Here is a 7,568-nt window from a genome sequence, read left to right on the forward strand (position 1 = left end):
GCGAAAGTTAGTGGGAAATGGGCCTCATGCCAACGTTAAATGCACCAAATGGGACATGTTGCGTCGGATCGGCGCAGCCAGTGTCAGGGGGAACCGTGGATGACCGAGAACAGCGCCGAACTTCCGAGCCAGACGTATCGAAACAGCAAGTCCGAAGTTCATCTGTACGGCGCGCACGCCGCTTCGGTGCCTGAAGGATGGTCGTGCCGAAGGCATCTGCACCATATGATGCTTGAGATCAATCTGGTGCTGGAAGGGCAACAGACGGCGGAGGTAGGCGGCAAGACGCTTTGTCAGCACGCGGACGAGCTGCTGCTCATCCCGCCGCTCAAGCTGCACGCTTTTGACGCGGACACGCCGTTCGCCTTTTTTGTGATGCATTTACAGATCGACGACCCGCACTTTCTCCAGCGGCTCGCCCAGTCCGGGATTACGCTGCTGGACCTGGGACATCCGCTGAACCGCCTGCTGCTGCCCAAGGTCCGAAGCGTGCAGGCGCTGCTTGCCGCCGATGCCGGGAAAATCCGATTGTTTCGCGCCGTCTATGAGATTTTGGATACGCTTGAAGCCTATTTGAACGACAACTACCCTCTTCTCCCTCCGATGCAGCAGGATCCTTTGCCGTTAAAGGTTGCCAGAGAGATCGAGACGCTCGTGGCGGCGCCCGTCCAGGAGCAAACGGCGATCCCCGCAAACTGGATGGCGACGATCGCGCATCGCTTGGGCTACAGCCGGCGACATTGCTTGCGCGCCTTCCAGGACGCGTTCAACATGGCGCCGCGGGATTATCTGTTCGTACTGCGGCAGCAGGAGGCCATGCAGCTTCTGGCCAACGGCAAGGATGCGGTAGAACGCATCGCGTACCGAATCGGCTACGACAATGCGCAGAGCTTCACCAGGCAGTTCGCCAAGTGGACCGGAATGACGCCCGGCGCCTTCCGCAGGCGCAGCCGCGACGAGCTCAGTTATCTGACGCCGCTGGAGCTGAGATGAGTCGCTTCTGCTCGCTCCGATAGCGGCCCGGCGGCATGCCCTGCTTCCTGCTGAAGCTCTTGGAGAAGTGGTGCACGTCGGCGAAGCCGCAGTACGAAGCAATCTGCTCCTGGGACAGCTCCGTATTGCGCAGCAAATCGCAGGCATGGCCGATGCGCATGTCAAGCAAATACTGATGCGGCGTCATGCCGTACTGCTCCTTGAATACGGCGTTGAATCGGGACGGCGACAGGTTGGCGCGATGGGCCATATCCTCGATGCCGATGTCCTGATCCAGGTGCAAAGAGATATAGGAAGTGATCCAGCCAAGCGTATGCTGCGGGATGCGCTGCGATGGCCGATCGGCTAAATACTGCTCCAGCAGCAAGATAGCCAGTTCGGTCATCCCGGACTGCGCGCGAAGCTGCATGACCGGGTCCCGGTATTGCCAGTGCTCCACGACCTGAAGGAACGTATCCCGGAACTTGGCGGAGGAAGTCGGCTGAAGCCTGCTCGGAATGCTCACCCCCAGCAGATCGTCCAGACGGGGCTGCAGCAGGTGCAAATACGGGTCGAGCACGGTTTGCCCCGCTTTCGTCGGGAAGCTCTTCTCCCGCTCCGGGTTATAAAACAGGTCGAAGTGCGCAAACGGCGTAACCGTGTTGCTGAGCCCCTCAAGAATGGTCGTGCTATTCGGTTGGATTAGACAAAACTCTCCCTGTTCGAACAGATAAGGCTTGCCGTCCACCCAAAATCGGCAGCGTCCGTTCTGTATGTAAACGAGCAAATAATCAAGCAGCCGTCGCTCCGCCATATACCAAGGCGTACGGACAGCAAAGTCGCATTCGCGAATAAAGGGAACGACAGGATGCCGGGCGATAAAGTCGGCTATATGGGGCATGAGCTGCTCCTTTAACGATTCGGCTCAACGGAATGATCACTCATTTTATTATGGCACATTCAGTTGTTTTTGACAAAAATATCGATCGGATATACAAAGCCCGTTTAAGCTTTGAGCGCTACAATGAAAACGAATCCAATCATCAAGGCGATAACAAATCAGCCTAATTCAGGAGGTACGACATGAGCAAATTGTACGAATCGTCTTCGGAGCTGAACGCGGATTATCCGTTGTCTGCCGGGCAGGTCGCCAGCTATCAGGAGAATGGCCACGTTTATTTGAAAAATGTCGCAAGCGCGGAAGAAATTGCGGAGTACGAACCTATTATTACGGACTGGGTCATGAAGCTGAATTATCATGATAAACCTGTGTCTGAACGCGATACGTATGGCAAAGCATTCATTCAAATCGGCAACCTGTGGGAAAAAAGCGAGGCGTGCAGACGGTTCACGCTGGCAAGGCGGTTCGCCAAAATTGCCGCCGAGCTGATGGGTGTGGATGGCGTTCGCATTTACCACGATCAGGCGTTGTTCAAGGAGCCGGGCGGCGGCCATACGCCTTGGCACCAGGATCAAATCTACTGGCCGCTGGATACGGACAAGACGATAACGATGTGGATGCCGCTCGTTCCGATTCCGCAGGAGGTCGGTACGATGACGTTCGCGTCGGGCACCCACCGGCTGGGCTATGTGAACAAACAAGAAATATCGGACGAGTCGCATAAGACGCTGGCGCAGTATATTGAAGCCAAGCAGTTCCCGACAGTGAACTATGGCGCGATGTCCGCAGGCGACGCGACATTTCACTCGGGCTGGACGATGCACTCGGCCCCCGGCAATCCGACCGATCATATGCGTAAAGTGATGACGGTCATTTATTATGCGGACGGCACTAGGGTTGCCGAGCCCGACAGCAAAGCCAGAGAAAGCGACCTGCAATCCTGGTTTCCGGGCTGCAAGCCGGGCGAGCTGGCCGCGAGCCCGCTGAACCCGCTGATTTACAGCAATAAGAGCTAACACGCTTTTTGGAATTAACACCGTTCGGCAAAAAAGCAACCGAGGCATCTGGATTGCCGCTTCGGTTGCTTTTTGACTTCCATATTTTAAGCGTCAATATTCCCCAGTTCCACTGCGCCTGCTCGCTCATAATTCACGACAATAACGCCGTTCGAAGCGACCGCGCTGTCAATCAGCTTAAATGCCGCCGGAATCGTTCCGCCGGCAAACAGCCGCTTGCCGCTTCCTAGCGTAACGGGATAGATGATGAGCCAGAATACATCGACCAGATCATGCTTCATCAGCGTCTGAACGAGATCGCCGCTCCCCCAAAGGTGCAGATCCGGCCCTTCCTGCTGCTTGATTTGAGCGATTTCTTCTGCGATATTCCCCTTTAAAAACTTGTACGGCCCCCACTCGCCGGATGCCATCGTGTTCGAGGCGACGTACTTCGTTGCCTCATTGGCATTTGGCCATACTTCCGCATGCTGCGGCCAATACGGCGCCCAGATGTCATACGTTTTGCGCCCTAACAACAGATCGAAGGGCGAGTTCATTTGCTTGCGCAAGCGCGTACCGATCGTCTCATCCTTATAGGTTGCTGACCACCCTCCGTATGCAAAGCCGCCGCTTGCATCTTCGTCCGGCCTGCCCGGGGCTTGGATGACACCGTCAAGGGAGATGTGCTCATGAACAATCAATTTTCTCACGATCGCTTGCCTCCATCTTCGTTTTTGTTCTCTTGTCATTAGACGAGTGAGGCTCGCTATATTCATCGGTCCGCCAACTTTTAATTACGTAATCGCCGAAGCCGTGACCGTCGCTACCGTTCGGTGGAATTCCTTCAAGGCGCTGTGGATCTTCGTCTTCCTCGAAGCATCCCTTCAGCAAGCGGCCGGTTTGGAGCAGCATCGACAATACAATCGTTTGCCTCGCAGCCGGACCGTTCGTTTCCTGCAAATCCCCAGAATCGACGATCGGCGTCACGATCGCTTCGAACAATTCAGCGCGCCCGCTGCGTTGTGTGTACAGGGATTACGCCCGCTGCTTTGCCGTTTTTAACTTGGATGACGCCAGCTTATCAAGCATCAGCCTGGCAGCAGCATCTCCTCCGTCGTACGATCGAACCAGGCTGAGATGAAGCTCGTCGTCCTGAACAATGATGCCTTCGCTCATGCTTATGCGATTTCGGTAGCTTTTAACTTCTAGCTCAGAGGTACGATCTTCACCTCCGGATAGAGGCTGTCGGGTCCTTCCAATGTACGTCCGCGTTGATTTTTCAAATACATATCGAAAAAATCCAACATATAACCATTAATCGCGGCATTTGCTCTTGCAGAGTCCATCTTGCCTGTAACGCCCAGCCACTTGAATACAGGAGATATGAAAGCTACGTCGGTAAAGTTCAAATGCTCCGCGTTGTCTATGTATAGGAACTGTCCTCCTGCAGTCGACGTGTCGCGCATTCGTTCAAGCTCCATCTTCTTATCCCCCGTTACTTGGTCCATCCACGCTCTTGTGTTGCCCATGCGTTTAAGCTCCGCATCCGAGTAAACGTAGTTATCCATCACCTTTTTTAAAGTTTCGAATCCGGTTTCCGAATTCATGAACAAAAACGGCTTTCGCAGCCCCGCTCTGTCATGCAGCCGATATAGCCCGCCGTCCAAGTCGATTCCAGCCGCGATTCGCGGATCGTAGGCAGCGTCAAAGGCCGTCGCGCCGCCGATCGAATGACCGAACGTCCCGACATGGCCGAGATCGATCCTCCCTTTTAGGCGACTCGGTATCTGGCCCGATTGGATACGCTCGAATTGGTCCAAAGCAAACGCTACATCGTCGGTTAACACTTTTCCCAACTTGTCGCGGTTGCCGTTTTCCGTCCGGTAATCATGATCGGGTGAAAACAAGTCGTTTGTCGTGCTGGTCGTGATTCGACCGTCCGGGAATTCAGTTGCGAACGTATTGTAGGTATGATCGATCCCAGCCACGATATAACCGTGACTCGCGAGATTTTCAGCTTGCGACGTGTGGAGGAACCGGGAAGAACCGAAGCCTGGATTCGCCAGGATCAGCGGGAAGGAAGCTTGCGTCGAAGCGACTTCGGCATCCGAGTAAGAATGACTGGATACGTACTTCAAATGTTGAAAAATAAAGCCGGGAAGACCATAGTTCGCTGCCATATAACGCAAGATCCGAGGATTTGGAATAAAAGACGCGTACTTGCCGCTGCCGGCTTGAGCCGGATACCAGACCTGAACCATCAGTTCACGCTTGCCCTCTGTGCCTTCGCCAAAGGTCTCTTCCCTATTCGAATCTACGAGATGAAACGTTAGCGTACCTACTTTAAAATCGCCTGTCGGTTTCGGGAGTTTAAAAACAGGAAAGGCATACAGAAGACCCGCTGTAATAATTAGCATGATCGCTAAGGCAGAATAAGCTGATCCCAAAAAGAATTTTGGGATTTTTATGGGGCCAGTCTTTTTTAGAAAGCGATAACCGGTTACGACCAAAAAAATGACCGTTGTGCAGTAAGTGAAAAAGAGCTGCACCCTATATCCTTCCACCGCCCCATGAACGACCATCAGAATCGAGGCGATGCCGCTTGCAACGAATAAAGGAATCTTGCGCCTTCCTTTTTTTAATAGGATCGCTAAAGCAAGCAAGCCGATGTTCGACAAAAAAAGCAACAGTTCAAACAGCCTCATCTTTATGCTCCTTTGAAAAATTTGTTTTTCGTTTGAACTGATATTATCCGTTCCATTTGGCCTGAACCATCGATTTGCCTTACATTTACCTTGCATTATTGTAAGGCGACCTTGCGGCTTTGAAGGAGGATCTCCATTAAATAAAAAAGCCGACGCACAAAATCCGTGCAATCGGCATGACGATGCAATCTCTTATATTCGTCCACTCTTTGATTAATGCAATTAATTAATATCTGACGACGGCCTAGCGTTAAGCGACCATACTCACTATGTTGCCGTCGGGGTCCTTCACCATTGCGTATCGTTCGCCCCACGGCGTGTCCCGCGGCTCGAGGCAGCCTTCATGTCCCAGCGCAGTCAACTGACGATACACGTCGTCGAGCGTTTCGCGACTGGAGAGCTGAAAGGCGAGCTCCGTCCGACAACCGACCGGCGAATCCCAGTCTTTCATAATACGTTTTACTGCTTCCACCAAGTCGAATGCAAAAACGACTCCCTCCTGCTCCACATCTACGTGAGGCGATTCGTCGGCGCTGTCTGGAATCGACAGCCCCAATACGCGATAAAAATCCAATGCCCTCTTCATTTCTTCCACGTAAATCGCGACGCGCTTCAACTTTGCCTTTGCTGTCATACCTGCCAGCTCCTCTCGGGTTGCTTGATGTTCACCCCCATTGTAACGATTGTCCTGCAATCGCTAATAGTAAAAAACGGACTTCCTCATGCCTGCCTGGTCAGACGTTTGAGCGGCAGACCATAGTAACGCATAAAGGCGCCGGAGAAATGAGACTGATCGTAGAACCCGTGCTGCAGCGCAAGCTCAGTCAAGCTGGCATAATCGCCGCTATGCAGCTCCTCCAGCACGCTTTGAAAGCGCACGATGCCGAGCATCTCCTTCGGGCTCACGCCAAGCTCCCGATCGAAGGCTCTTCGCAGATGCCGCTCGCTGAAGTTCACCTTTTCCGCCAGCTCCGTCACGGTAAGATTGCCTTTGGAATCGTATATATATCGCATACTCTGGTACACTAATGAAGGCTCTGGCGGCTCGGCCGCGGCCAGAATTCGATTCAATTGCCGCTCGGCGATATCGATTCTTGCCGAATCCGAGTTGGCGGCAAGCAGTCGTTCAACCCAACTCAACGCTTCCTGTCCCCAGAGCTCTTCTAAAAATACCCGACTTGTATGGATTGCCGATAACGGAGACTTCAGAATCGTGCGGGCCGACTCCGAATACAGCCGGATGCCCCATACCGAGCGTGGTCGTTCAAACTGCATGACTTCGACTTGCGTCGATAACCCTACGACATACGCCGCCTGACGGCTTGATGGAGCGAGCAGATCGACGATAATATCGACACAGCCGTCGGGAATGACGCGATGCCCCAGATTGTCCGGTACCGGCTTAAAATTCACCGTCCAATACGTAACGACATGCGAAGCCAAGCCGGGACTCGGCCTAAACTCCCGGAAGCGATGCGAGCGGCTATGTTGATGCGGCTGCAATTGTGGCGCGTGCAAAGGTCGATACGGATGTGACATATGCGCTTCTTCCTCCTGTTGCGTTCGGATGGCTTGTCAGATTATTTTATCGTATGTACCCATGTTTAAACCACCCTTTTGCTAATGGCGTCTACCATTTCGCATGCCAACAGGTGCCGTAACGCATACCGTTTGCGGACCCAGGTGCCGTTATTTTCATTCATTTCGCCCGGTTGGGCGATTTTGTGGACCCAGCTGCCGTTATTCACACGTTGGCGGGTAATCTCAGGCGCCTTCGGCGCGATTAACGTCTCTCCGGTCCGCAACATGCTCTATATCGTGGATATTCGCAAAATAACGCGTCCTGAGTCCGCCAGTTCACGCAAAACACAACAAAAAACCACCCTCCGAAGAAAGTGGTTCTCTTTGCAATTTAGCCTGGCGACGTCCTACTCTCCCAGGACCCTGCGGTCCAAGTACCATCGGCGCTGGAGGGCTTAACGGTCGTGTTCGAGA

9 protein-coding genes and 1 rRNA gene are annotated in these 7,568 nt (G+C 53.4%); 2 read left to right on the forward strand and 8 right to left on the reverse strand.

What is annotated here, in order from left to right:
* Positions 1-99: 99 nt before the first annotated feature.
* Positions 100-993, forward strand: a complete 894-nt coding sequence (locus KVT38_RS15970; protein ID WP_217594724.1) for a helix-turn-helix transcriptional regulator — start codon at positions 100-102, stop codon at positions 991-993.
* On the opposite strand, the gene KVT38_RS15975 is transcribed toward KVT38_RS15970, so the two are convergent.
* A complete protein-coding gene (locus KVT38_RS15975; RefSeq protein ID WP_217594725.1) occupies positions 962-1,873 on the reverse strand; it encodes an AraC family transcriptional regulator in 912 nt (303 codons plus the stop codon). The genes KVT38_RS15970 and KVT38_RS15975 overlap by 32 nt on opposite strands.
* A 182-nt stretch (positions 1,874-2,055) precedes the next feature.
* Here KVT38_RS15975 and KVT38_RS15980 point away from each other — a divergent pair, with 182 nt between their 5' ends.
* Entirely contained in the window at positions 2,056-2,889 is an 834-nt protein-coding gene (locus KVT38_RS15980) for a phytanoyl-CoA dioxygenase family protein (protein WP_217594726.1), read from the forward strand.
* A gap of 86 nt (positions 2,890-2,975) precedes the next feature.
* Here KVT38_RS15980 and KVT38_RS15985 read toward each other — a convergent pair whose 3' ends face one another.
* From KVT38_RS15985 to rrf, 7 genes are all read right to left on the reverse strand, one after another.
* Entirely contained in the window at positions 2,976-3,578 is a 603-nt protein-coding gene (locus KVT38_RS15985) for a dihydrofolate reductase family protein (RefSeq protein WP_217594727.1), read from the reverse strand.
* Positions 3,556-3,870 carry a hypothetical protein gene (locus KVT38_RS15990; protein ID WP_217594728.1) on the reverse strand — a complete coding sequence of 105 codons (315 nt, stop codon included), beginning with the start codon at positions 3,868-3,870 and terminating at the stop codon, positions 3,556-3,558. Before KVT38_RS15990 ends, KVT38_RS15985 begins: the two co-directional genes overlap by 23 nt.
* Positions 3,871-3,903: 33 nt before the next feature.
* Positions 3,904-4,044, reverse strand: coding sequence for a hypothetical protein (locus tag KVT38_RS15995; RefSeq protein WP_217594729.1), 141 nt, complete (start codon positions 4,042-4,044; stop codon positions 3,904-3,906).
* A gap of 29 nt (positions 4,045-4,073) precedes the next feature.
* Positions 4,074-5,573 (reverse strand): alpha/beta hydrolase family protein, encoded by a 1,500-nt coding sequence (locus KVT38_RS16000; RefSeq protein WP_217594730.1) that lies wholly within the window; start codon positions 5,571-5,573, stop codon positions 4,074-4,076.
* A gap of 250 nt (positions 5,574-5,823) precedes the next feature.
* Positions 5,824-6,207, reverse strand: a complete 384-nt coding sequence (locus KVT38_RS16005) for a VOC family protein (protein ID WP_217594731.1) — start codon at positions 6,205-6,207, stop codon at positions 5,824-5,826.
* A gap of 86 nt (positions 6,208-6,293) precedes the next feature.
* Positions 6,294-7,112 carry a helix-turn-helix domain-containing protein gene (locus KVT38_RS16010; RefSeq protein ID WP_306795320.1) on the reverse strand — a complete coding sequence of 273 codons (819 nt, stop codon included), beginning with the start codon at positions 7,110-7,112 and terminating at the stop codon, positions 6,294-6,296.
* A 376-nt stretch (positions 7,113-7,488) separates the two neighbouring features.
* Positions 7,489-7,568: ribosomal RNA gene (rrf, locus tag KVT38_RS35885) — 5S ribosomal RNA — on the reverse strand; the annotation flags it as partial.

Source organism: Cohnella sp. GbtcB17 (genome assembly GCF_019091135.1).
In the GTDB taxonomy this organism is placed as follows: domain Bacteria; phylum Bacillota; class Bacilli; order Paenibacillales; family Paenibacillaceae; genus Cohnella.